Origin of the sequence: Photobacterium arenosum (assembly GCF_014841115.1) — a bacterium.
Classification (GTDB): Bacteria; Pseudomonadota; Gammaproteobacteria; order Enterobacterales; family Vibrionaceae; genus Photobacterium; species Photobacterium arenosum.
Map to the genome: position 1 here is coordinate 363,228 of NZ_JACYTP010000004.1, position 25,018 is coordinate 388,245.

Sequence of the window (25,018 nt, forward strand, 5' to 3'; positions counted from 1 at the left end):
ACTCAATCAGCCAGTTTACGATGCGTCATAAGCTGCACACATTCTTGCGTAAAAAGGGAGTTGTGACATGCAACATACTCAAAGTGAGAATCCAATACTGAATCCGGTATTCTCACCGAATAGTGATCTTTTCTTCTCGTCTGTTTACCGAACAGTCAGAGGTAAAGGGATTAGCCAAATTATCACCACACCAGCCATTCACGGTGAGCACAGCCAGAGTGAATTCCAGCAGGTTATTCAACAGAAATTCGCCGAAGAAAAAGCCAAAGGTATTGAAAACCCCATTTTAATCGGCTCGATTCCGTTTGATGTTTCTGAGCCATCCTGCCTGTATATCCCCGAATCTGTCGAAGTGACCGAGCATCAGCCGGACACCTTTGGCGAGCACAGCGGAATGTCAGCCAGCAAACCCTTACAGGTGCTGGCAAAGCGCAGTGAACCGGAAGAATCTGTGTTCAAGCAGGCTGTCGCGCAGGCGGTGGAAAAATTTCAGCGCACCCAGCTGGAAAAAGCCGTGTTGTCACGGGTGCTTAATATTGAGCTGAGCGATGACGTATCAGCCGATGATATTCTGGCCCGTCTGATCAAACAAAACCCGACCGGCTTCCATTTCGCCATTCCGCAACAGGATCAGTCGGTCTTGCTGGGCGCCAGTCCTGAGCTGCTGATCCGTCAGGAAGGGCTGCATATTCTGTCCAATCCGCTGGCGGGCTCGGCGAAGCGTCAGGCCAGTGCGGACGCCGATCAGCAAGTCAGTGAAGCATTGCTGCAGTCGGTCAAAGACAGGTATGAACACCGTCTGGTGATCGATGAAATTGCCCAGCAACTCAAGCCTTACTGCCGTGAGCTGGATGTGCCTGCCGGTCCGTCATTGATCAACACCCCGACCATGTGGCATCTGTCGACCCGGATTGAAGGCCAGCTTAACACGCCGGATAACGCAACTGCGCATTCAGATGACTTGCCTTATAACGTGCTGCAGCTGGCGTGCCTGCTGCACCCAACCCCTGCGGTCTGCGGCTTTCCGTTCAACCTGTCGCGCGATGCGATCAAAGAGCTGGAAGGCTACGAGCGCGGCATGTTTACCGGCATGGTCGGCTGGTGCGATTCCCAGGGCAATGGCGAATGGGCGGTCACTATCCGCTGCGGTAAAGTGCGCGAAAAATCCGTTCGCTTGTTTGCCGGGGCCGGTATCGTCGACGCATCCTGCCCGCAGGCCGAATGGGCGGAAACCGAAGCCAAACTGGGCACTATGCTCAACGCCTTCGGGCTGGGCGAGCAGGGGGTAGCATGAGCATTGCCTTTACGCCCTGGCCGCCAGCGCTTGCCGAGCAGTACCGCCGGAAAGGCTATTGGACCGATGTGCCCATGACCGACATCCTGACGCGCCACCTGGATGAGCGTGCCGAACACCGGGCGCTGATGTGCGGTGAACGCAGCTGGACTTACCGCCAGCTTGAACAGGATGCCGAGCGGCTGGCGGCATCACTGCTGCGGCTGGGGGTGAAACCCGGTGAGACCGCACTGGTGCATCTGCCCAATGTGGCGGAGTTCTATATTGTTTTCTTTGCCCTGATGAAACTGGGCGTGGTGCCGGTGAATGCCTTGTTCAGCCATAACCGGCATGAGCTGACAGCCTATGCGGAACAGATCCGGCCGACGCTGGCGATCGTCTCGTCCCGCCACAGTTTATTTGCGGATGGTGAGTTTGCCCAGGCGCTGAGCCAGCAGGTGCCTACCCTGAAGCACTGGCTGGTCGATGGCGATGCCGGTTTCGGCGACTCGTTAGCCGCGGCTATAGCAGCAGGCACACAGTCGCAGAGCCGCGCTCTTAATGCTCAGGCCGATGGGACCCTGAGCTGGCCGGTGCTGTCGGCCTCTGAGGTGGCTTTTTTCCAGCTGTCCGGCGGCAGTACCGGCACCCCGAAACTGATCCCCCGTACCCATAACGACTATTACTACAGTGTGCGTGCCAGTGCAGACATCTGTCAGCTGGATAGCGACACCGTCTTCCTGTGTGCGCTACCGGCGCCGCATAACTTTACCCTGAGCTCACCGGGCGCGCTGGGCGTGTTTTACGCCGGTGGTGCTGTGGTGCTGGCAGCAGAGCCCAGCCCGATGACCTGTTTCCCGCTGATCCAACGCCATCAGGTCACCATGACCTCTCTGGTGCCACCGGCTGTCACGCTGTGGTTGCAGGCGGCCGCGGATGATCGCTCGGCGCTGGACAGCCTGCAATGGCTGCAGGTCGGCGGCGCCCGGCTCGGGGAAAGCCTTGCCCGTCGTATTGAGCCCGAACTGGGCTGCCGTTTGCAGCAGGTGTTCGGCATGGCCGAAGGCCTGGTCAACTACACCCGCTTTGATGACAGCGAGTGGCATGTGCTGAATACCCAGGGACGCCCGATCAGCGACGATGACGAAGTGCGCATCGTGGATGAAGACGGCCAGGATGTGCCACGCGGCACCCCCGGCGCCCTGCTGACCCGCGGTCCTTATACTTTCCGTGGCTATTACAACAGCCCGGAACACAATCGCGTCGCGTTTGATCAGGACGGTTTCTACCGCTCCGGCGATGTGGTGGTGATGACCGAAGACGGCTACCTGATGGTGGTCGGCCGCGACAAAGATCAGATCAACCGCGGCGGCGAAAAAGTGGCGGCGGAAGAGATCGAAAATCAGCTGCTGGCCCTGCCGGAAATCACTCAGGCGGCGCTGGTTGCCATGCCCGATGACGTGATGGGCGAGAAAAGCTGCGCCTTTATTGTCACCACGAATCCCAAGCTGAAAACCCTCAGTATCCGAAAGCACCTGCGGACGTGCGGCATAGCCGACTACAAGCTGCCGGACCGGATCGAGAAACTCGACGCTTTACCCATGACGCACGTCGGCAAAATTGACAAAAAAGCCCTGCGTCAGCTTATTGCCAACCAGGTACAAGCCCAGTCACAGCCTCAGCCAGAAAAGGACGTTTTATCATGACTATTCCAGCATTACCGACTTATACCATGCCTGCTGCCGAGGCCTTTCCTGCTAACAAAGTGTCGTGGGCCTTTGAACCGCAAAAAGCGGCATTTCTGATCCACGACATGCAGGAATATTTTGTCAGCTTCTATGAGCGTGACAGCGCCCTGATGCAAACCCTGCTCAGCAATCTGGTGGCCCTGAAAGCCTTCTGTAAAGCCAACGGTATTCCGGTGATCTACACCGCCCAGCCTAAAGAGCAGAACATGGCAGACCGTGCCTTGCTGAACGACATGTGGGGGCCGGGTCTGAACAAATCCCCTGAGCTGCAACAAGTGGTTGCGGCGCTGGCGCCGGAAGCGGGCGATACCGTGCTCGACAAATGGCGTTATTCGGCGTTTCAGCGCTCGCCGCTGGAGCACATGCTCAAAGAGCTGGGCCGTGATCAGCTGCTGATCGGCGGTATTTACGGCCACATTGGCTGCCTGATGACGGCGGTGGACGCTTTTATGCGCGACATCAAGCCTTTCATGATTGGTGATGCAATTGCCGATTTCTCGCTCGAAGAGCATGACATGGCGCTCAAGTATGTTGCCGGTCGTGCTGGCATGGTGGTATCGACCGCTGCGCTGATTGGCACAGCTCAACAGGCCAACCCGCCGCACAGTGAATGGCCGGAAGTGCTGACCCGCAGCGGCCTGCTGGCACGCATTGCCAGACTAGTGGAAGAAGAGGAAGACGAGTTTGATCCGGAAGAGAACCTGATCGACTACGGCCTGGATTCGGTGCAGATCATGTCATTGATCACTGAATGGCGTAAGCACGGGGTGGTAATGAATTTTGTCCAGCTGGCAGAAACCCCGACCTTTAATCACTGGTGGGGCTTACTGGAACAAGCACTGGACAATGTGAACAAGGAGGTGCAGGGATGACAGCACTCAATACCGCTCAGCACGGGCTGTGGCTGGGGCACACCCTCAACGAAGACAAGGCGTTGTTTAATACCGCTGAATGTATTGTGTTTGACGGCAAAGTGGATGCCGGAAAACTGGAGATGGCTGTACGCCAGGCGGTGGCGGAAAGCGAGTGCCTGTCCTGTTACTACCGCAGCGAGAACGAGCAGCCTTACCGGGTTGCGGCCGCTGAGCCTATGGCATTTGCGGTGGTGGATCTCGAACCGTGCGGCGGACAGGACGCCGAGCTCGCAGCAGTGCGCCGCTGGGCCGAGCAGGATATGACGCTGGCGTTCGATCTTGAGCAGCAGTTGCCCGGCCGCTTTGCCCTGCTGCGCGGCGGGCAGCAGGATTATCTCTATAACTGCGTCCACCATATCGCGCTGGATGGTTTTGGCACCACCCTGGTCTTCCAGCGGATCGCTGAGATTTATTCCCTGCTGGTACAGGGTGTACAGGTTACGCCATCGCCGTTCGGATCGTTTCAGGCGGTGCTGGATGAAGATCAGCAACGGCGTGACTCCGGCGCCTATGGTAAAGCCCGCCAGTTCTGGCTCGATACCCTGGCCGGTAATACCGCGCCTTCATCCTACAGCCGCGATGTGGCGCCGATTGCGGCCCGCTTTCGCCGTCAGAGCAGCACCTTCAGCGACAGCCTCTGGCAGCAGTGCCAGAGCCTGGCTGATCAGCACCAGCTGACCTGGGTTGATGTTTTCCTCGCCGCGCTTTGTGCGCATCTGCGTCACTACAGCGACACCGAGCAGGTGGTGCTGGGGATGATGGTGATGAACCGTCTGGGCTCTAAATCGCTGACCGTACCCAGCATGCAGATGAACATAGTGCCGCTGGTGGTCGAGGTCTGCGGTGGCGACGATCTTCTGAGTGTGGCGCGCAAAGTGGCGGCGCGCAAAAAGAAAATGCGCCGTTTCCAGCACTATCGCTATGAAGATCTGCGCCGTGACCTGAACCGGGTCGGCGGCAGTCAGCGTCTGTATGGCGCGCTGATCAATATCATGCCGTTCGATCATCCGTTGCAGTACGGTAACCTGGCAGCCGATACCCTGAATCTCAGTGCCGGACCGGTGGAAGATCTGACTATCGAGCTGCACAGTAAATCGGAAGGGCTGCCGGTGGTGGACTTTGATGCCAACCCGGCGGTGTACGAGCAAGATGAGCTGGCGAACCTGCAACAGGAGCTGCTGAGCCTGCTGGCGAACTGGTTAGCGGCTCCGGGCCAGAGCACAAACACTCTGCTGGGTGGCTTGCATGCCAAGGCGCGACTGGATGCCATGATTCAAGGTGAAAAACACGGGCAGACTGAGGTGACTTCAGTGCTGGCCGCGATCCGTCGCCATGCCGCTCAGCACCCGGATACTATCGCGCTTGAGCAGGACGGTATGTCGCTGACCTATCAGAGTCTGATGGAGAGAGCCGATGCCGCCGCCAGCGCCTTACTGACACAGGGTGTTCAGCCGGGCGAAAAAGTCGGGGTGGCGTTGAGCCGCTCTCTGCCGTGTATCACCACTGTACTGGGGGTGATGCTGAGCGGCGCGGTCTACGTGCCGCTGGATCCTGAACAGCCGATTGAGCGGCAGAACAGCATTATCAGTCAGGCCGGCATTCGCACCCTGATTACGGAAGCCCAGCACCAGCACCGTCTGTCGGTACTGCCGGTCTCGATTCAGCTGGCCGGTCATCTGCATGCCGCGCCTGTGGCTTTGCCTGAAACGGCAGACACAGATCTGGCCTACATCATGTTTACCTCCGGCTCGACCGGACAGCCAAAAGGCGTGGCCATCAGCCATCATGCGATGAATCACTTCGTGGCCGCCGCCGCCACCCGATATGACATCAACGCGAGCGATCGCGTGTTGCAGTTTGCGCCGTTTAACTTCGATGCCAGCATTGAAGAAATCTTCGTGACCCTGAGTCAGGGCGCCACGCTGGTACTGCGAACCGACGCCATGCTCGAATCCATGGCCACCTTCTCTGATTCAATCACCGCCGCCGGGATCAGCCTGCTGGATCTGCCGACCGCGTTCTGGAATGAATGGGTGGTCAGCTTGCAGGCGGGCACAGCTACCCTGCCGAACACGCTCAAAGGCGTGATTATCGGCGGTGAAGCTGTGTACCCCGAGCCGCTGGCCCAGTGGCAGAAAGTGGTTGAGCAGGCCGGTATCGCGAACGGCGTGCGTCTGTTTAACACCTATGGCCCGACGGAAACCACGGTAGTGGCTACCTGCAGCGAGCTGCAGAATTTTCACGGCCAGCACAGCCAGTTACCTATTGGCCTGCCGCTGTCCGGGGTTGAAGTTCTGGTGCTGGATGCGCAGTCCCGTCCGGCGACCACAGGTGAGCTGGTTATTCTGGGCGACACCCTGGCGGACGGCTATCTGGGACAGACCCATCCGGCCTTTACCAGCCTGCAGGTGGGTGATGAACAGCGCCGGGCTTATCGCACCGGCGATCGGGTCACTATAACAGATGGTCAGCTGATTTATCTGGGGCGTATTGATAACGAGTTCAAAATCAGTGGTTACCGCATTCAGCCGGGCGAAGTGGAATCCCATCTGCTGGCTCTGGACGGGATCGACGAAGCCTGCGTACAGGGCATGGTGTTCGACAACGGTATCCGCCGTCTGGTGGCTTTTGTGGCCGGTGAACAGCACGACAGCCTTGAAGCCCTGAGCATCAAAAAAGCCCTGCAGGAAAACCTGCCTCCGGCCATGATCCCGACCGATTTCCGCTTTTTTGCCAGCCTGCCGAAAACCGGCAGCAACAAGGTCGATCGCAAAGCTCTGGTGGCTGGCTATCAGAATGACAGCGCCGAGCAGGTGCTGGCGAGCGAAACCGAAAGCCGGGTCGGCACTGTCTGGCAGCAGATCCTCGGGGTCAGCGCGATTCAGTCGCAGGATAATTTCTTTGAGCTGGGCGGACAGTCCTTGCAGACCATTCAGATTGTGAACCGTCTGGGCGCGGAGTTTGACGTCAGCATCAAGGTGTCCGATGTGTTTGACCGCCCGGTACTGAGTGATTTCTGCCGCTATCTCGATGAGATGCAGCAACAAAGCGAAGACGAAGTGGAGATGGTGTGGTGATGGCAGCGCAGCAGCAAACAGCAATGACCTTCAGCGGTCAGTTCGAGAACAAAGTGGTCTGGGTGACCGGTGCCGCTCGTGGCATCGGGCACGCGGTCGCCATGAGCTTCCACCAGCTGGGTGCTCAGGTCATCGGCCTGGATATAGATTTCAGCGCTGCACGTGAAGCGGGCACTGAACACCCGTTTGCCACCTATGAGGTGGATATCAGCAACCCGGATGCAGTCAGAGAAGTGGCGCAGAGGATTCTGGCGGCCTTCCCTGTGATTGATGTGCTGGCGAATGTCGCCGGGATTTTGCGGATGGGACAGACCGAGGAGCTGTCAGTGGATGACTGGCACACCTGCCTTAACGTCAACGCTTCCGGTGTGTTTTACCTGCTGCAGCAGGTGATCCCTGTGTTTAAGCAGCAGCGTCACGGCGCTGTGGTGACTGTCAGCTCTAATGCCGCGCACGTTCCGCGTCAGCACATGACCGCTTATTGTGCCTCCAAGGCGGCGCTGAGCAGCCTGGCCAATTGCGCTGCTCTGGAGCTGGCACCTTATGGCGTGCGCTGCAACCTGGTGTCACCGGGCTCGACCGATACCCCGATGCAGCGCTCACTGTGGCACAGCGAGGATGCCGAGCAACGCACCATTGCCGGTTTCCCCGAGCAGTTCAAGCTGGGGATCCCGCTCGGCAAAATTGCTCAGCCACAGGAAATCGCTCAGGTTGTGGTGTTCCTGGCCTCCGATCTGGCCAGCCATGTCACCATGCAGGATATCGTGGTGGACGGCGGGGCCATTCTTAACGCCTGAGCAGGCGCCTAACAGTGAAACAGGAAAACACAATGACAGACATGATTTCATTTTTGGCGGATCTTGAGCGCAAAGGCGTCCGGCTGGCACTGAACGAGAAAGGGCAGCTGATCTCTCAGTGCAGCAAGCAGGCACTGACGCCGCAAATCGGACAGCAGATCCGCGACAACAAAGACGCCATCATCCGTTGCCTGAGCGCCCGTCAGGCCTATGAGCAACCCATTCCGGTACAACAGGCGGCCTCCGGGCCGCTTTCTTTCTCGCAAAGCGGCCTGTGGTTTATTGAGCAATATGAAGACAACTCGCATTTGTACAACATGCCGGTGCATTTTCGTCTGACCGGCAAGCTGGATGTCGGCGCGCTGGAATACGCCTTCTCGGCACTGGCGCAAAAACATGCCAGTCTGCGAACCCGCTTTCTGCGCAACAGCCAGGGCAAAGGCGAGCAGCATATTGCGCCGCAGACCGGGCTGACGGTTGTGCACCATGACTTGTCCCATCTGGACAAAGCCGCGCGCGAGCAGGCACTGCTGAAAATGGTCGAGGAAGACATCTACCGGCCGTTTGATCTGGAACAGGGCGGCCTGACCCGGGTCGAACTGGTCAGGCTGGGAGAGGAAGAGCATCTGCTGATGCTGACCCAGCACCACATTATTTCAGACGGCTGGTCGGTGAAAAACATGTTTGCCGATTTCAAGCAGGCGTTTCTGGCCTATCAGAATAACCAGCAGCAGCCGGTGAAACCGACAGCCGTCAACTATATCGATTACGCCCACTGGCTCAACTCCCCGGCGTTTCGCGACTATCACGAAGAATTTCGCCCGTTCTGGGTCGAGCGCCTGAAAGGCATCCCGGAAGTGCATGCGCTGCCGCTGGATAAACCGCGTCCGGCCAGTCACAACAATGACGGTGCGCTGGTGTTCTCTGCCATCTCCTTGCCGAAGTGGCAGCAGTTCCAGCGACTGTGCCAGCAGAACAGCAGCTCTTATTTTATCGGCCTGCATGCGGTGTTCTCGCTGCTGATGGCCCGTCTGGGCGGCGATAAGGATGTGGTGATTGGTACGCCGCTGGCCTACCGTGAGCGCGCCGATATCGAAGATGTGGTGGGCTTTTTCGTCAATACCATAGTGCTGCGCACTCAGCTTGATGAGCACCAGAGCTTTGCCGATTACCTGCGTTACTGCCGGGAGCAGGATCTGGCGGCGTTTGATCATCAGCTGTTCCGCTTTGAATCGCTTAGTGAAGCGATCGGGGCCGACCGGACCACAGCCCTGAACCCTATCTTCCAGATCATGCTGGTCTATCAGGCCAAGGTAGATTTTAACGATCTGATCCCCGGCTGTGGTGCGGTGGAAGAACCCTCGCCGGTACTGCCGGCAAAAACCGATTTGTCACTGAAAGTCACCGAGCTGGTGGACGGCGTCCGGCTGGAATGGCTCTACAGCAAAGGGGTGTTTGAACACCAGACAGTGGCCCGCTTTGCAGACATGTTCCTGACGTTGCTGGACGGCATTCTGGCCGCGCCTCTCGCCAATGTGATGCAGTTGCCTGTGGTGGATGAAGCGCATCAGGCCAGCATCGCTCAGGCACTGGCAGGTTTGCCGACCCGCGTCGATGCCCCGCTGCTGATCCACCAGCAGGTGAGCCGTCATGCGGCAGAGTGTCCGGCTCAGCCGGCCGTGACCGGATTCGACCGGACACTGAGCTATCAGGAGCTGGAGCAGGCAGCGAACCGGCTGGCGCATTATTTACTGGTTCAGCAGTCGCATAGCGAAGCGCTGCCCGCGGAGCACAAAATTGGCGTGGTCGCCAGCCGGACCACTCAGTATGCGGTGGCGGCACTGGCGGCCTGGAAAGCCGGTATGAGCTATGTCCCGCTCGATCCTGCTTATCCGAGCGCCCGGCTGCAACATCTGGTCGATGACGCGCAACTGACTCTGATCATTGCCCCTGACGCGCAGTTTGCTGAGTCCCATGGCGCGCTGACAGGGGGCAAAGTGATTAATGTCACAGAGACTTCCGTGGCTGAGCCGCTGTCACTGCTGCCCGAGACACCGCCTGCCGTGACGGTCGGTGCGGACGATCTGGCCTATGTAATTTATACCTCGGGCTCGACCGGTCTGCCAAAAGGGGTGGAAGTCGAGCACGGCGCGTTTGTTAATGTGCTGACCGATCATACTGCACGCCTGACGCTGAGCGCAGACAGCGTGATGTTTAATCCTATGTCACTGGCTTTTGATGCCGGGAACATGACGGCCATACTGCCATTATTTGCCGGGTCTCAGCTGGTGCTCGGCGAGCCGGATGACACCTTGCTCGATCAGGCCGAGGCACACGGCGCCACGCATATGATCAGCTCGACTGCGTTGTTTGCCGCCATGGCACCGCGACCGCTCAGCTCGCTCAACATAGTCGCGTTCGGCGGCGAAGCCTGTCCGGCCACTCTGGCGGCCAGCTGGCAGGGTAAATTGCGCCTGCTCAATATGTATGGCCCGACCGAGTTCACAGTGACAGCGCTGGTGAAAGAGCTGCAGCCGGGTGAGCCGGTGACTATCGGTCATCCGGTCAAAAATACTCAGGCACTGATCCTCGATGCGCAGGGCCAGCTGTGCCCAGTGGGTGTTGCGGGTGAACTGTGTCTGACCGGTCTGGGTCTGGCCCGGGGCTACCTGAACCAACCCGATCTGACGGCTAAAGTCTTTGTGACCGTTGAGATTGCCGGGCAGAGCGTGCGCTGCTATCGCACCGGTGATAAGGCGCGCTGGCTCAATAACGGCGAGGTGGAATACCTGGGGCGGATGGATCAGCAGGTCAAACTGCGCGGTTACCGGATTGAGCTGGCTGAAATTGAAAGCCAGATCGCCAAAGTGGCGCCGCAGCTGCATCAGGTGCGGGTGATCGTCGCCGGTGAAGGCGCGCAGCGCCAGCTGGTGGCCTATGCCACTGCAGAAACCTCATCTGCCGTGGCTCAGCAGCAGCCGGATCCGGGCCAGATTTTGTCGGCCGCGGCCCGCATTTTGCCTGAGTACATGGTGCCGGCAGAGCTGCTGGTGCTCGATGAATTGCCACTGACGGTTAACGGTAAGCTGGATATCAGCCGCCTGCCGGCCCGCCAGCGGGTGACGGGTGAAGGTGCTCAGCCGGAAACGGAGACGGAAGCCCAGGTGCTGGCTATCTGGCGCGAGGTGCTCAATACCGAGCTGGGCGTGGAAGATGATTTCTTCCGCCTCGGTGGTGACTCAATTCTGAGTATCCAGCTTAACACCCGTCTGCGTGATGCCGGTTTTGCCTGTACCGTCAAAGATGTGTTTGAAGCCAAGACGGTACGTAAACTGTGCCGGACCCTGGCTGCGCATGCTGAGACGGAACGGGCGGTCGATGCTGAGCAGGGTCAGTTGTCCGGCACCTTTGATTTGCATCCGATTCAGCGCTGGTTCGATGCCCAGCCTTTCGCCCGTCCGGCGCACTGGAATCAGGCGGTGGTACTGGCGATTCCGGATCTGGATACGGCCCGTTTGACAGACATCATGACCCGCTTACTGGCGCATCATGACGCCTTGCGCCTGCGGGTGACGGAAGAGGATGGCGTGCGCCGTCAGCGTTATCAGGCCGCTGTTACTGTGCCTGAGCTGACAGAGCTGGATGCGGCCGCCATGACGCAAGATGAGCTTTATGATGCTCTGACCGCGCTGCAGTCGCAGTTTGATCTTGAGAACGGGCCTGTCATGGCCTGGGCGCGGATCCGTCATCTGCCGGGTGAGGAGGGCGCGACGTCTCAGACCGGTCTGTTTGTGGCATTGCACCACTGGGTGGTAGATGCGGTGTCCTGGCGGATCCTGGCTGACGATCTGCAGCGGCTGTCGCAAGGGCTGCCGCTGGCGGATAAAACCTCCAGTTACCGTCAGTGGGGAGAAGCGCTGAAAGACTATGCCGATAACCATCCGGCGCAGTTTGACTACTGGCACAGCGAGCTTGAGAGCGCCCGTAATGGTGCAGGCAGTGCGCTGCCTGCTACCCGCAATAAAGACAAAGACGGTAACGTCATTCCGAGTCAGGCCATGCTGCAGCTGGATCAGGCAGAGACCGACCGTCTGGTGGGACCGGCCAATACTGCGTTTAGCACTGAGGTGCGCGACCTGCTGCTGTCGGCCCTGAGCGTGACGCTCAATGCGCTGGGCTGGGGTGAGCAGTCAACCGTGATGCTCGAAGGCCATGGCCGGGAGGAGATTGGCGCGCAGCTGGATGTCAGCCGCACCGTGGGCTGGTTTACCAGTACCTATCCATGCACTGTCGCTGTGCAGCCTTCGCTGGCGGAGACCATCAAACAGGCCAAAGAAGCCCTGCGTCAGATCCCGGATAACGGGGTCGGTTTCAATGCCCTGCGCTGCTATCACCCTCAGGGTGAGCAGCTGACTTTCTCGCCGGTTGTCTTTAACTATCTCGGCCGTCAGACCCAGAAGCAGGGCCAGCAGGCTGAGTTGTGGCGTCCTTTGCCTGTGATTCCGGGGCAGACTGCCTCGCCGCTGAACCCGGGCGCGGAGCTGCTCAGTCTGCATGGCGGGATTTACGACGGTCAGCTGACGCTGCGCCAGGTCGGGGTGCTGGATCAGGCATTGAGCGAGCAGTTCATGACGGCGTTCAAAGCCAACCTGCTGGCGATGATCCATTACTGCGAGCAGCATGCCGAGTCCCACGGACGGCAGTCGACGCCATCGGATTATCCGCTGGTGAGCCTGACGCAGCCGGAGCTGGACAGGCTGAGCAAGCGGTTTGAGATTGAAGCGTTGCTGCCGGCTTCATCGCTGCAGCAAAGCATGTTTGCCCATCAGCAGCGTTGCCCGGACGATGAAGCCTATCTGCTGCAGACGCCGATCCGCTACCGTCAGCTGCTGGATCTGGCGCGTTACCAGCAGGCATGGCAAGCGGTTGTGGCCGCTTACCCGGCTTTGCGCACTGTGCTGAGCGGCCCTTATCGTGCCGGTAATCAGCTGATCCAGGTGGTACAGCGCCAGCTGGTACTGCCGTTTGAGGTGGTGGATCTGACCGGCGAGGACGATGCCGAGGCGCTGATCGCCGAATACTGCCAGTATGATCGTCAGCGCGGTATGGCGCTCGATGGCGATGCCTTACTGCGTGTGCGCTGCTTCCGCCTGGACGACGAGGATATCCGGGTGATCTTCAGCTGTCACCATGCTGTGATTGACGGCTGGAGCGGTCCGCGTTTGTTTGCGGCGCTGCATCAGGCCTATGAGGCGCTGGCGGATCACAATAGCGACGATCTGGCCGCCTTGCTGCCGGTCGATCAGGCCTATCTGGCTCATGCCGAATATGCCAAATCGAGTCAGCCTGAAACCGCTGCCTTCTGGGCAGGCAAAGCACTGGCAACAGCACAGGCCGATGATTTAAGCCTGCTGTTTGGCCCGGATTTCGCTTCTTCACCGCTGCAGCAACAGCCTGAAATCGTGAAAACGGTGCTGAGCGCGCAGGACCAGGCGACGCTGCAGCACTTTGCGCGTCAGGTGGGTGTAACCCACAGTACGGTGGCGCAGTTTGCCTGGCACCGTCTGGTTGCCCGCCTGACCGGCCAGCCATCGAAAACCACCACGATTGTCGGTAACGTGGTGCCGGGGCGTGATGCGTCGGTGGCCGGGATTGCCGCCAGTGTCGGGCTGTATATCAACACCTTGCCGCTGATCATCCACTGGCAGGATGGCGACTCGCTGGCCAGCCAGCTGACGCAGTTGCAGGGCGAGGCCATGGCGCTGAACCAGCATGCGACCCAGTCGCTGATGGCTCTGCAGGCCGGACGTAGCCGCTTGTTTGACAGCGTGTTTGTCTACGAGAACTACCCGCGCGCTGAGGGGAATGCCAATCGTCAGAGCGAGACAGCTGACGGGCGACTGCGTCCCGAGTTTGGCCCGGCGTTTGAAAAAGTGGAGATCCCGCTCAGTCTGATCGTCAATGAAGTGGGCGGTCAGCTGTCGCTGCGCTTTGAGTTTGATGGTGCGCAGGTCGATTCGTCTCGTGCCAGTGAGGTGCTGATGCTGTGGCAGGAGGAACTGCTGCAGGTGATCGCCGCCGATCCGCAGCAGGCATGGCCGCTGACCCCGTTCGAGGGAGCGACTCAGCCCCTGCCATATCAGGAGGCGAAAGTCCGGCCTGTGCAAGATCATCCTGCGCGGGGCGTGATTGCAACTGAAATGGCCGAGCTGGTCAGTGAGGCCTGGCAGCAGAGCACCCCGCTGCCAGTGATGCCGGATCATGACAACTGGCATCAGCCTTTTTGCGTGCTGGGGATAGATTCTCTGGCGGCCATTACGCTGGTACAGCGCCTGAATCATGCGCTGAATATGCATGATGTGTCGGCGGTGGGTGTTACGCAGCCTGTGACCTTAGCCTTCCTGTATCAGCATGCCATAGCAGATGCGATGTGCCGGGCACTGAGTGCTGCCAGTTCAGAGCCGCTGGATCAGCAGTCCGAACAGGAGGTGGCGGATGTCAGCAACTAATCATCGGGCCAAGTTTCGGGCTGAGCTTCGGGCTGAGCTCCGGGCAGAGACTGCGCCGGACTTAGCGCCTATGCTGGAGGCCGCCCTGATTGAGGCGGCCGAATCCGGCCGGGTGGCGATTGACTTTGGCGAGCAGTCGATAAGCTATCGTCAATTGCTGGCAGCAGTCAGCCGGGTTCAGCAGCAGCTGAATCAGGCAGGGCTGCAGCCGGGCAATCGGGTGGGGATTCATGTAGAGCGCTCGCCGGCACTGATCGCAACTTTGCTGGCCTGCCTGTTTTCCGGCGTGGCTTTTGTGCTGCTGGATCCGCTGTTTCCGGCCGGACGGCTGAGAGACATTGCTGAGGAAGCGCAGTTGGATGCGGTGCTGGAGACGGGCGGGGATGCTTCCGCGCCAATCGGCTTTTGCTGCCCGGTGCTGTCTGTGGAACCTGAAGGCGAATGGCCGTTGCTGGCGGGCAATGCGGCGCCAATGTGTTCGCCCTTGCTGCGTCCGCACACTACGGCCTACATGATGTTCACCTCAGGCTCGACCGGCAAGCCGAAAGGGGTAGTGATCAGCCATCAGGCGCTGTCGACTTTTCTTTGTGCGGCGCTAGCTAGGCTGAATCTGGATGCCGGTTGTCACTGGCTGCTGATCACCACAATCGCTTTTGATATCTCGATGCTGGAGATTTTTGCGCCCTTACTGGTGGGCGGGCGTTTGCGGCTCACCAGCAGCGAAGAGCATAAAGATCCCCATGCCGTTGCCGCCATCTTAGCGCGCTATCCCTCGGTCAATACCCTTCAGGCCACGCCGACCTTCTGGCGGATGCTGGTCAATACCGGCTGGCAGGGCCAGACCGGGCTGACCGCACTGACAGGCGGTGAAGCCTTGGATGGCGGGCTGGCGCAGCAGTTGCTGTCGCGCTGTGCGGAGCTGTGGAACTGCTATGGCCCGACGGAAGCGACGGTCTGGTCACTGATGTCACAGGTGCAGCCGGATCAGCCGATCACTATCGGCCGCAGTCTGGCCGGTTATGGGCACCTGGTGCTGGATGACAATGATCAGCCGGTGGCTGTGGGCCAGGAAGGGGAACTGTGTATTTATGGCGATGCGCTCAGTGACGGTTACTGGCAAAGGGCGGATCTGACCGCACGCCAGTTCATCACCCGCAGTGATGGCCTGCGTTATTACCGCACCGGGGATCACGTCCGGCGGCTGGCGGATGACAGCTATCAGTATTTTGGCCGCCTGGACGGTCAGGTCAAACTGCGAGGCTACCGGATCGAGCTGGGTGAGATTGAAGCGCGCCTGCGCGGGTTAGCCGCCGTCAGGGATGCCGCGGTCACACTGGAAGGAGAAGGTGAGCAGGCAACTCTGGTCGCGTATCTGGAACAGGGGGAGCGCAGTGGGAACAGCGGTTCGCCGGAGATGACCCGCCTGCAACTGCGCAAGGCTCTGTCTGCCCATCTGCCCGGTTATATGATCCCTGGACGTTTTGTCTGGCTGGCCCGCCTGCCGACAACTGCCAGCGGAAAAGTGGATCGCAAGCAGCTTGCTGTCGGTTAATCCGGCCTGTGGTCACAACGAAAAAAACCGCCAGATTGACGTCTGGCGGTTTTTTCATGGCTGCGCTTTTTTATAGAAGCGCTTTTTATTGGTTGCGCTGTTCATGACAGCGCTGGCTCTGTGAGAGTTTACTGCGTCAGCGGCCGGGCATCCGGGGTATTGACCAGTCTGGCGATGTCATCCATCACTTTCAGCGCGGCCAGCGGGCCGCCAACTGAGGTCCACAGCGAGCCGTCAACCGGAGCAAAGCGGCCGGATTCAATAGCGCTCAGCTGGTGGAATGCCGGGGTGTTCTCGGCCTGTTTCATCGCTTCAACCGCTTCGCCTGAGGTGCTCAGAGTGCCGATAACCATCCAGTCGCCGTCCAGCACAGCCAGGGCTTCCAGACTCAGCGACATAGAGTGGGTATGCCCCGGATCCTGCTGGTTGGCCGGGCGTTTCATGCCAACATCGGTGATTACCTGGCTGGCAAAAGAGTCACGGAACATGTAAGCCGGGCCTTTCGGGTTCCAGCGCACCACGCTGATGGTCTGGCCCAGCTTGTCACCAATCGCTTGTTTGGTTTTTTCCGCATGGGCCTGGTAACGCGCCATAAAGGCATCGGCATCGGCCTGACGGTTCAGGATATTGGCGGTGCGTTTAAACACACTTTTCCAGTTTTCGCCGTAGTTGAAGGTGACCACAGTCGGGGCGATTTCGCCCAGCAGTTCAATCACTTCCGGGCGGTTTGGCGCCGTCAGGATCAGATCCGGCTCCAGCTCAAGAATAGTTTCCAGATTCGGACGGGACAGATCACCGACGACCTGAATCTCGCCGTTAATGGCCGGGGTCAGATAACGGGGCAGGGTTTGCTGGCCGCGGCCATTGACTGTGCCGATCGGGGTCATGCCCAGCGCCAGCGCGGTATCCAGATCGATCTCGCTGAGGGTAATGACGCGTTTCGGGTGCGCCGGGACTGTGACTTTCTCACCCAGCGCATTTTCTATGGTGCGGGTATCGGCAGCACTGGCTTGGCTTGCCATGCAGAACAGGGCCAGGGCCGTAAAGAGGCTTAGTCGCAACATAATGCTCCTTATTATGTGTATCAATAAGTTGAATGAAGAGCTCGAAATTGTACTTGATAAAGATATTGAGAACTATTTTTATTTAATGCTGTTCTCTGAAAAGACGGATTGATATCATGCTCAGCTTCGTTGTTATACATGGAGTTGCAAGCGTGTCGAAACTTCACCTCGTCTGGTTGGCAGCAGGCGTGTTCAGTGTCTGTTTTTTTTCTGTGATGTCTATGTCGGTCGGTGCCGGGGAGTACGGTGCAGCAGAAGCGCTGGCCTACTATTTCTCTGCCATTGTTCCGTCTGAACACATGACCATGGTGATGGATACCCTGCGCTTGCCGCGCACTCTGTGCGCCCTGATGGTCGGTGTCAGCTTGTCACTGGCCGCTTCATTATTACAAAGTGCCACCCGTAACCCGCTGGCCGAGCCGGGCTTGCTGGGCGTCAATGCCGGCGCTGTGCTGGGGCTGGTCACCGGCCTGACCTATTTTGGCGTTGAATCCGCCCAGGGCTATCTGGTCTGGTCCGGACTGGGGGCGTTGGCCGGTAATATAGTAGTGCTGCTGGTCGGCCATGTGATGGGCAAGTCCAGCCCGCTCAAACTGATTCTGGTCGGGGTAGCGATGAACGCGACCTTCGGCGGTTTATCCAATTATATTTTGCTGTCGAACCAGGTGGTGCTGGATCAGTTCCGCTTCTGGAATCTGGGTTCGCTGGCCGCGGCCGATATGACGGCGATGGCGCTGATATCGCCCTTTCTGCTGGCTGCCATAGTGCTGACCTTTCTGCTGGCCCGCCAGCTCACCATGATGCAGCTCGGGGAGCAGCAGGCCCGCTCGCTTGGTATTAATACCCACTGGGTGCGCATCGGCGTGCTGCTGGCCTCGACCCTGTTCACCGCCTGTGCCATTTCTGTCGCCGGGCCGATCAGTTTTGTCGGTTTCCTGGCGGCCTATTGCGCCCGTATGGTCGAGCCGGTACGTCTGTCTCTGCAGGTCATTTTCTCGGCGCTGTTCGGCGTCTGTTTTATTCTGATCGCCGATATCCTGGCCCGCTGGATGATCCAGCCTTATGAAATGCCCAACGGGGTATTGCTGGCCATGATAGGGGCGCCTGTGCTGATTGGCGTGGTCCGGCGTGGCGGTTTCCGCTCGCTGCTGGCGGTGAAGTAGGAGCCTGAATGATGGACAAAAGTATGTCGCAGCACATCACTGCCAGTGAGCGACCAGCGGCCTCGTTTACCCCAGCTCCACCGGCACGGCATATCCCGTACGGCAAGTGGTTGTGGCAGTTCGGCAACAAGACCCTGCTGGTGGAGCGCCGGGCTGTGCTGTTAGGTGCGCTGCTGATGCTGGCGCTGGTAGCGATGAGCCTGCTGGCGGTCAGTATCGGCTCGGCCAAACTGACGCCCTGGTTGGCACTCAAAGCCTTGTTCGGTGAATCGACTCGGATGGTCGAGATCATGGTGTTTAAAATTCGTCTGCCCCGGGTGGTGGCCGTGTTGGTCGCAGGTGCGGCGATGGGGCTGTCGGGTTGTATGATCCAGACGCTGGTGCGCAACCGGCTGGCGACCCCGGATATGGTGGGGGTCAATGAAGGGGCCACGCTGGCGATCACCTTTTTTACCTTATACCTCACGCTGGGTTCCTGGCCCTGGTGGGCGGCGCCGCTGGGTGCCGTGGTGGCGGCTGTGATGCTGTATATGCTGTGCCGCAATCCCGGCGAGCAGGGCTATCTGTTTGTGGTGATCGGGATTGGGGTCTCAGAGCTGATGCGCGCGGTGGGCGAGTTTCTGATGTCGACCGAATCTATCGTGCATGTCAGCAGCGTGTATTTCTGGACCATGGGCAACTTTGTCGGTCAGGGCTACAGCGTCAGTCTGCCGGTGGCCGGATTGCTGCTGTTACTCAGTCCGGCGGTGATTTACTTCTCCCGCCAGCTGGATGTGCTGCGGCTGGGGCTGCCGACCGCCCAGAGCCTGGGCGTCAACGTCAGCCGGGTGCAGGTGGCGATTCTGATGCTGGCGATCCTGATCGCCGCGCTGGGAACCGCCATTGGCGGCCCAGTGGTGTTTATCGCCATGGCCGCTCCCATTATCGCGACTTTCCTGCTCAGGGGACGTATCGTGCCACTGTGGACCGCCGCCATGCTGGGGGCACTGTTACTCCTGCTGAGCGATACCCTGGTCCGGGTACTGGCCGATCCTCACGAAGTGGCCACCGGGATCATGACCCGCATTCTGGGTGGCATCATGCTATTTATATTTCTACTGCGAGATAAAGGACAGGCAGACTAATGACAGCATTATCGATGACAGGCGTAGGGTTTTCCTACGAGAGTAAGACCGTCCTTAAGGATGTCTCATTTGGTCTCGGCAAAGGTAAGCTGGTTGGCATAGTCGGCCCGAACGGCGGCGGTAAATCGACGCTGCTCAAGATGATGGCCAAGCAGCTGGCCCCGCAGCAGGGCGAGATCACCCTCAACGGTACATCGCTGGCGGATTACTCAATGAAAGCGCTGGCCAGAGCGCTGGCTTTTCTGCCGCAGCAGCCGATCAGCCCGGCCGGGATCACGGTGGAACAACTGGTGCAGTATGGTCGTCATCCCCATCAGGGCTGGTTCAGCCAGTGGAGCGACGAAGATGCCGCTCAGGTCGCCAAAGCCATTCAGTGGATGAAACTGGACGATTTGCTGCAGCAACCTGTGGCCAGTTTGTCCGGCGGTCAGCGTCAGCGCGCCTGGCTGGCGATGATCCTGGCGCAGGATACTGATGTGATTTTGCTCGATGAGCCGACCAGCGCGCTGGATATCGGCCATCAGATCGAAGTGATGGAAAGCATCAGTCAGATGGTGGCAATGGGTAAAACCGTGGTGCTGGTGATACACGACCTGGCGGCGGCCGCGCGTTACTGCGATGAGCTGGTGGCGATTGGTGAGCAGGGCGTGGTGGCGGCAGGGCCGGTCGCCGAGGTGATTACCAAGCCGATGATCGACAAGCTGTACAATACCCATGTCGATATTCTCAAAGCGCCGTTTGATGATGCGCCTGTGATTGTGCCGCGCCGTCAGGCAGACTGGCAGCAGATCGCGGGCTAGCAGCAGCCTGTTGTACAGTCAAAAAAGTTACGCAGTCCAAATAGTTGCGTAGTCCCAAGAGTTACGCAGTCTAAAAAGAAGCCAGCCTGAAACGGCTGGCTTTTTGTTGTCACCCCTAAACCACCGCCTGTAGCGGATGTGACCGTTCAGATTTACCCTTCATTGGCCGCTAACCGGGTCTGATGTCCCTGACGGCGCTCTTCGACAGCGCTGGCCAGCATCGACAACAGGGCTTCGGTATCGTCCCAGCCGAGACAGGCATCGGTGATGGACTGACCATAGGTCATGTCCTCTGAGATCTCCTGCCGCCCTTCCACCAGAAAGCTTTCCGCCATGATAGCGTTAATGGCATGGTTGCCGTTGCCAATCTGACGGCACAGCTCTTCGGCCACCAGCAGCTGGCGCCGGAACTGCTTCAGGCTGTTGCCATGGCTGCAGTCGACCATCACCCCTGTGGTGATCCCTTTGGCCTCCAACTGCTGCAGGGCATGGTGAATATCTTCTTCGCTGTAGTTCGGCGCTTTACCGCCGCGTAGGATCAGGTGGCAGTCCGGATTGCCTGCACTGTTAACGGCATAAAGCTGCCCGTCCTGACCTGTGGTGGTGTACAGGTGCGGGTGGCGGCTGGCAATGATGGCATCCATCGCCACACTGACATTACCGTCGGTGCCGTTTTTAAACCCGACCGGGCACGGCAGGCCGGAAGTCTGCTGACGGTGCGGCTGGGACTCAGTGGTTCTGGCACCTATGGCGCCCCAGCTCATCAGATCGGCCAGATAGGTAAAACTGGTGGTATCAAGAAATTCGGTGGCGGCCGGCAGACCCAGTGCGTTAATGCGGATCAGCAACTCTCTGGCCTGCTGCAGGCCTTTGCCGATTTGATCGCTGCCATCCAGATCCGGGTCAAACAGCATGCCTTTCCAGCCGACTGTGGTGCGCGGCTTTTCAAAATAGGTGCGCATCACCACCACCAGCTGATCCTGATAGCGCTCGGCGTAACGGGCCAGTTGCTCAGCATATTCTATGGCCGCGTCCGGATCATGAATCGAACACGGGCCGATGACGACCAGCAGCCGGTCGTCCTGGCCGTGTAAAATCTCTCTGATGGTGCTGCGCGAGTGTGCGATATGCTCGGTCAGTGCGGCCGGGCAGGGGATCGCTGTTGCCAGTGCCGCCGGTGTGGGTAGTGCCTGCCATGAATGGGCGCGGATCACTGAAGGGTCAATAGCCATTGTTGTTTCCTTTGTTGTCATCGGGAGATGACATCACTCTTGTGCTTCAAGTGCCCATACAGGCAAATGCCGGTTCGATCTGGATTATTATTAGTTATCAACAGCCTGGTGACGACTGGTGTGATAGCTCTCTTCATCTATACCAAAGCGCCAGTACGGGATGGCATAGACCTGAGTACGCTCGACATCCAGTTCGCGGCGAATAAAGCGGCGCAAGCCAACGACAATCTGCTCTTCACCGCCGAGCCAGAAATAGCTGTCGGCAGTCGTTTCTGCACTGAACGGCTGCTGGCAGAACTGGTCGATCAGCGGCTGCACCTGATCCGGCTGGCCGATAAACCACTGAACCTCAACCCCTGCAGGAGAGCGGAGATCCAGAATATCGGTTTCATCACTGACCTGGATCGCCACATAGCCGCGGCTGTCCGCCGGCATCTCTTCCAGCATCGCACTAATAGCCGGTAAGGCAGTCAGATCCCCGGCCAGATAATACTGCGAAGCCGGTTTGAGCATAGGATACGGGCCACCCGGCGGTGAAATACCCAGCTTATCGCCGGGGCGGGCATTGAGCGCAAACCGCGACGCCGGGCCCAGATCGCCGTGCAGGGCAAAGTCGATATCCATTTCACCGGTTTCCCGGCGCAGCTCACGGACCGAGAAGGTGCGCAGCAGCGGCTTGTCTTCGGGTGATGCCCATTTTGGCCCGGTTGCCGTCATGGTCGGCAGCACAGGTTCAGACTGTCCGTCCTGGCTCAGCATGATCTTAATGTGCGCACCATTACTGCACGGTGGGTAGTGCGACAGCGCTGGCGATGTGAAAGTGATACGACGATAACGCGGGCCCAAATCCCGGACAGATTTCACCGTAAGTAACACCGGCTGACGTTTTTCCCTGCTGTCGGGCACGGACATAATGTTCCCTTAATCAATAATGATATCTATTCTCGTTTGATTATACATAAACTCATCAGCGATAAAAGCAAAAGCTCACCTAAGCAACTGAAAGGGTATGGGGAATGAGCGGGGTAATTTGAGTATCACTGCCATTTCCAGTCACAAAAAAACTCTCCACCTACGAGGGAGCGGTCATCTGCATGCTTTGGTAACTTTCCTTTTGTCACTTAATGGAAGGAGTCAAAACATGTCTAATAGCAAATCAACCCCTATGACGCCAAGTGCTGCAGCACGTATTCAATCAGCAGCAGCAAAAGCAAATGGTGGGCAAGTGGCTAAGGGTAGTTTTGCTGCTCGGGCTCAAGCGGCTGCGGCCAAGAACGGTAAGTAAAAAGGAGAGGTGGGAGTGTATATTCCGCCTCATTTTTATGCCCAAATACAGTAGTAATAAGGATATTCAAAAGCTAATCGCGAAATTGGTGAAAGCGGATTGGCGATATCAGCGTCGCAAGAAGCATGGATCTCTCTATTCCCCTGGAGGGAAAAGGTTCACTGTACCTGGGCCACCAAGCGACAAACGCGCATTTCTAAATTTTAAAAAGGATATTCAAAGAGTTCTATGAGCAGTGATGTTTACACCACACCCTATTTCACACTTCAGCACTTGTTGAGAGAGATTGCGAAGTGCTTGGGGACTAAAAAGTTGGCTGGGAAAAAAATAGATGATGCTTGTAAGAAAGTGGAAATCAATCCGCACCAACTCGCCTCTCTCAAAAAAGAGCTTATTCATGCCCCTCTCAGTAAGTACGTGAATGTTTATTTCGCTGACCATATGCTTCGCGAGTACGAAAGAGTTGAGTCCATGTATATGGATCTAATTAAGGGGATGCCTCTTGATGGCGTTCAGGCATCGAAAGCGAGAGAAGTAATAGGTAAGTACTTCATGACGTTCGCGATTGCTGAGCTCTGCCGAGACATGTTGGAGGGGATGAGTCTTACGCCGAATTGTGTCGCTGAGAAGCGACAGCCTTTAATGCCTTTAGCCATAGCATCGATATGTGATGGTGCAGAGTGGCAGAAATTTTACAAGGGAGCGACGCCAGTTCAGAAAGAGAGAATAAGGGTATGGTCATTGGGTCTAGATATACCGGAACTCGATAGCATTGCGTCGATGGGAGAGCCCTGGCGAAAAGGTAATAGCTGGGGGATATATAAGGCAAGGCTGATAACGGCGAGGATCTGGGATTACTACTTCTCTCAAAATGACGGGGTTCATATAAACTTGTTGTCGAAGCTCTCTGCAGAAGGCTGCTGGAAAGAAATGGTTAGAAGCCTTGGCACACTGCTCACTGAAGGAACGGAGCGTTATTGTTCGACTACGAATTTCGCTTTGGGGCTTTTTGATTTGCTAAGGCTCCGGAAGCCAAAGCAAACAGATGACAAAGAGCATTGCCTGGAGCTACTCACGCAATTGGACGCAGAACAAAAACGACTCGATAAAGACAATGAGACGACGTATTACTATCACTGGATGAAAGCTCGTTACCACCTCCACGCGGGAGAATTGCCATTGGCGATATCGTGTTACAAGTTAGCCTTTGAACTTGTTCTATACAGGCAAGGTGAAAATACTAGCCATATCATTGTTGAAGCAATAACCGCTTCGTGCCGTTGTGCTAAACCAGACAAAAAATTCATCAATAGACTCAGACGAATGGCCGTCCTGTTCAAGTTGGATCTATTACCTCCCAAACACAGCAATGATGTGTTTAAAGCGAAAGTACAAGAGATCGAACATTGGGAAATCGCCGCATTTAGCCAATATTTCAATGCCATGTTTCCTAAAGAATCTTTCTTCCCTGGTTCTAATTACCCGGCCGACCCTCATGAGAATAATGGAATTTGGATGGTAGACGAAAGTGCTCATGTACTTGATCTTGTGAAGCCTAATAAACCCTTTTCGGTTGGCATGGAAGGCGGCTTGGTCAAAAAAATGCCGCAGTTGGTTTACTTCTCGATGTTGGATGAATTCGATGCTGTCGCGCGTTTGTTGGGTGCTGGTGCGGACGTCAACAAGCTTTCCAGCAGCAATGAATCTGCAATACTGTTAGCGATTCAGGCAATGCAAATTAACTTGACACAGCTCAATTCGATGGATGATGGTTTATTTAAACTCATAAGTGAAAAGACACACAGAAAGAGCATACTGGACTCTCTCTCTAGTAAGCGAAAGCTGTCACCGTTGGGGTGCGCAGTTCAGACTGGGAGAGTAGATATCGTGAAAAAGGTGTTAGAGATGGGGGCAACTATAGATAGAAGGCATGACACTATAGGTGAGACGCCTCTTTTCACTGCAATTGGAATGATTGCCCATCATACACGACCAAAACTACACGAGATGCATTGGGACATATTGAAGTTCTCAGATATGAATTTGCAATCTGTACGTGCGTATTCAGCAGGGTTAATGCCTTTTGAACTAGAGCACCTAAAGAAGGCAATGATGGAGCAACAGAATGACCCTGTTTTCCGATTAGGTTTTAATGCTACGAAAGGCTATGTAAGAGAGAATATTGTCCGGCATTCGACAGCAGACTGCTTTAGGGCAATAGCCAAGCTGCTGATTGAGTATGGTGCCGATGTGAATGCCAAGCACGATACCGCAATGCTTGGCTATACACCGTTTATGCTCGCAGTTGAGCTTGATGAAGCTGAGTTGGTTGAGGCAATGCTGAAATCCCAACATCATAAACCTAATTTGAGTGATACCTGTGTTGAGACTCAAAGGGGACGGAGGATAAATATCAGCCAGTTGATTATCAATTGGGGCTCGTACAAAGTGCATACTTTTCTAACTGAAAACGAGTAAGA

15 protein-coding genes are annotated in these 25,018 nt (G+C 57.3%); 12 read left to right on the plus strand and 3 right to left on the minus strand.

Features of this window, described 5'->3' with window-relative positions:
• The first annotated feature begins 67 nt into the window (after positions 1-67).
• The 7 genes from IFO68_RS09370 to IFO68_RS09400 are packed head-to-tail and all read left to right on the plus strand — an operon-like array spanning position 68 to position 15,870.
• The gene (locus IFO68_RS09370) at positions 68-1,294 is read left to right on the plus strand and encodes an isochorismate synthase (RefSeq protein WP_192015652.1); all 1,227 of its coding nucleotides are present in this window, start codon (positions 68-70) and stop codon (positions 1,292-1,294) included.
• Complete coding sequence (locus IFO68_RS09375) at positions 1,291-2,979, plus strand: (2,3-dihydroxybenzoyl)adenylate synthase (protein ID WP_192015653.1); 1,689 nt, start codon at positions 1,291-1,293, stop codon at positions 2,977-2,979. Before IFO68_RS09370 ends, IFO68_RS09375 begins: the two co-directional genes overlap by 4 nt.
• Positions 2,976-3,893, plus strand: a complete 918-nt coding sequence (locus IFO68_RS09380) for an isochorismatase (RefSeq protein WP_192015654.1) — start codon at positions 2,976-2,978, stop codon at positions 3,891-3,893. The genes IFO68_RS09375 and IFO68_RS09380 overlap by 4 nt, the downstream gene beginning before the upstream one ends.
• Entirely contained in the window at positions 3,890-7,012 is a 3,123-nt protein-coding gene (locus IFO68_RS09385) for a non-ribosomal peptide synthetase (RefSeq protein ID WP_192015655.1), read from the plus strand. Before IFO68_RS09380 ends, IFO68_RS09385 begins: the two co-directional genes overlap by 4 nt.
• Positions 7,012-7,809 (plus strand): 2,3-dihydro-2,3-dihydroxybenzoate dehydrogenase, encoded by a 798-nt coding sequence (dhbA, locus tag IFO68_RS09390; RefSeq protein ID WP_272872723.1) that lies wholly within the window; start codon positions 7,012-7,014, stop codon positions 7,807-7,809. The genes IFO68_RS09385 and dhbA overlap by 1 nt, the downstream gene beginning before the upstream one ends.
• 32 nt (positions 7,810-7,841) lie before the next feature.
• Positions 7,842-14,318: a non-ribosomal peptide synthetase gene (locus tag IFO68_RS09395; protein WP_192015656.1), complete on the plus strand. Its 6,477-nt coding sequence runs from the start codon at positions 7,842-7,844 to the stop codon at positions 14,316-14,318.
• Entirely contained in the window at positions 14,305-15,870 is a 1,566-nt protein-coding gene (locus tag IFO68_RS09400) for an amino acid adenylation domain-containing protein (RefSeq protein ID WP_192015657.1), read from the plus strand. The genes IFO68_RS09395 and IFO68_RS09400 overlap by 14 nt, the downstream gene beginning before the upstream one ends.
• Positions 15,871-15,998: 128 nt before the next feature.
• Here the strand turns inward: IFO68_RS09400 and IFO68_RS09405 are convergent, their stop codons facing one another.
• Complete coding sequence (locus IFO68_RS09405) at positions 15,999-16,934, minus strand: ABC transporter substrate-binding protein (protein WP_192015658.1); 936 nt, start codon at positions 16,932-16,934, stop codon at positions 15,999-16,001.
• A gap of 152 nt (positions 16,935-17,086) precedes the next feature.
• On the opposite strand from IFO68_RS09405, the gene IFO68_RS09410 reads away from it, so the two are divergent.
• From IFO68_RS09410 to IFO68_RS09420, 3 genes are read left to right on the plus strand one after another with little or no spacing between them, the layout of a single operon-like run.
• Positions 17,087-18,097 (plus strand): FecCD family ABC transporter permease, encoded by a 1,011-nt coding sequence (locus tag IFO68_RS09410; RefSeq protein ID WP_336510268.1) that lies wholly within the window; start codon positions 17,087-17,089, stop codon positions 18,095-18,097.
• Positions 18,098-18,105: 8 nt separating this feature from the next.
• A complete protein-coding gene (locus tag IFO68_RS09415; protein ID WP_272872725.1) occupies positions 18,106-19,221 on the plus strand; it encodes a FecCD family ABC transporter permease in 1,116 nt (371 codons plus the stop codon).
• Entirely contained in the window at positions 19,221-20,021 is an 801-nt protein-coding gene (locus IFO68_RS09420) for an ABC transporter ATP-binding protein (protein ID WP_192015659.1), read from the plus strand. The genes IFO68_RS09415 and IFO68_RS09420 overlap by 1 nt, the downstream gene beginning before the upstream one ends.
• Positions 20,022-20,173: 152 nt before the next feature.
• Here IFO68_RS09420 and IFO68_RS09425 read toward each other — a convergent pair whose 3' ends face one another.
• Positions 20,174-21,253 (minus strand): 3-deoxy-7-phosphoheptulonate synthase, encoded by a 1,080-nt coding sequence (locus IFO68_RS09425; protein ID WP_192015660.1) that lies wholly within the window; start codon positions 21,251-21,253, stop codon positions 20,174-20,176.
• A gap of 90 nt (positions 21,254-21,343) precedes the next feature.
• Positions 21,344-22,165 (minus strand): siderophore-interacting protein, encoded by an 822-nt coding sequence (locus tag IFO68_RS09430; protein ID WP_192015661.1) that lies wholly within the window; start codon positions 22,163-22,165, stop codon positions 21,344-21,346.
• 229 nt (positions 22,166-22,394) lie between these two features.
• Between IFO68_RS09430 and IFO68_RS09435 the strand changes: the two genes are divergently transcribed.
• Both IFO68_RS09435 and IFO68_RS09440 read left to right on the plus strand, forming a co-directional pair.
• Entirely contained in the window at positions 22,395-22,538 is a 144-nt protein-coding gene (locus IFO68_RS09435; protein ID WP_192015662.1) for a hypothetical protein, read from the plus strand.
• 228 nt (positions 22,539-22,766) lie between these two features.
• Entirely contained in the window at positions 22,767-25,016 is a 2,250-nt protein-coding gene (locus tag IFO68_RS09440; RefSeq protein ID WP_192015663.1) for an ankyrin repeat domain-containing protein, read from the plus strand.
• Positions 25,017-25,018 lie beyond the last annotated feature (2 nt).